The sequence below is a fragment of the Nodularia chucula CCY0103 genome, assembly GCF_963923915.1.
Classification (GTDB): Bacteria; Cyanobacteriota; Cyanobacteriia; order Cyanobacteriales; family Nostocaceae; genus Nodularia; species Nodularia chucula.
Map to the genome: position 1 here is coordinate 1 of NZ_CAWUOL010000209.1, position 894 is coordinate 894.

The window sequence follows — 894 nt, forward strand, 5'->3', positions numbered from 1 at the left end:
ACAAAATTGGTCGTGCTTTTCTGTCCAGATAGTCATAGTGTTTTGTCACCACCTAACAGTTAGGTGGTGGGGATGTTGAAAGGTTTTAGTTAGTTATTTACTCTTTGGTCTGCAAGCCTGGAGGGGAGAACTCATCAGGCAGTTCATTAATTAGCTCAATTTTTAGCTCACGGCATATTTTCTTGAGTTGTGGGATCGTAGGTCTAGCTTCTGTTCTCCCAGAAATCCATCGCAAGTAAGTGGTGCGAGGGATGCCGCACCTCATAGCAAATTCATCCTGAGTCAGGTTTGTGCGTTGAATCCTTAGAGCGTCCAAAGGTGAATCACTTTCCTGTTTAAGTTTTTTACATTTTTCCATCATATACCTTGAATACCAATTTGGCACGTCTTGTTGACATAGATGTCTTGGCGTGCCAAACTGATACTTGTGAGACAACAAGAAACCAGCCGAGTTAATTACTCGGTAAGTATTTCTAACTATGGCTGGATGCTTAAAGTGTCTCACCCCTACTCTTCCAGAACAACAGTAGTTGAATGTCCTGGAACGCTCCCACCCCACACCGGGGATTACCACATGGAGCAAGCACCCGTGCATTGTGTAGCGAGTACCCCCGCACGGAAACACCCTGTACAAATTACTGAAGTCTTTGGCGCTGTTATAAGTTAGCGGCGCGGTAATTTTCTCATGTCTGCGTTAATGAAAACTAACCTTTGGAAATTGTGCGATCGCACAAAACAGCATGAAACCTAAAAACATCCATACAGGGTCAAGGAGGTGAAGCCTAGACGAAAATCATTTAATTTTTTCGCTGATGCTCTTTTTACGTTTAATTGAACACCTGAAATATATCTTCCATGTGTTGTAGCCAGTGTTAGCTGACTAACACTGGCATT

At 43.1% G+C, this 894-nt stretch carries 1 protein-coding gene; it reads right to left on the reverse strand.

What is annotated here, in order from left to right:
• Positions 1 to 97 precede the first annotated feature (97 nt).
• Positions 98 to 595: a helix-turn-helix domain-containing protein gene (locus tag ACM0OP_RS24235; protein WP_414530956.1), complete on the reverse strand. Its 498-nt coding sequence runs from the start codon at positions 593 to 595 to the stop codon at positions 98 to 100.
• Positions 596 to 894: the final 299 nt, after the last annotated feature.

Coding starts and splice junctions, on each gene's coding strand:
- ACM0OP_RS24235 (WP_414530956.1), bottom strand. CDS start 595: ATGCACGGGTGCTTGCTCCATGTGGTAATCCCCGGTGTGGGGTGGGAG.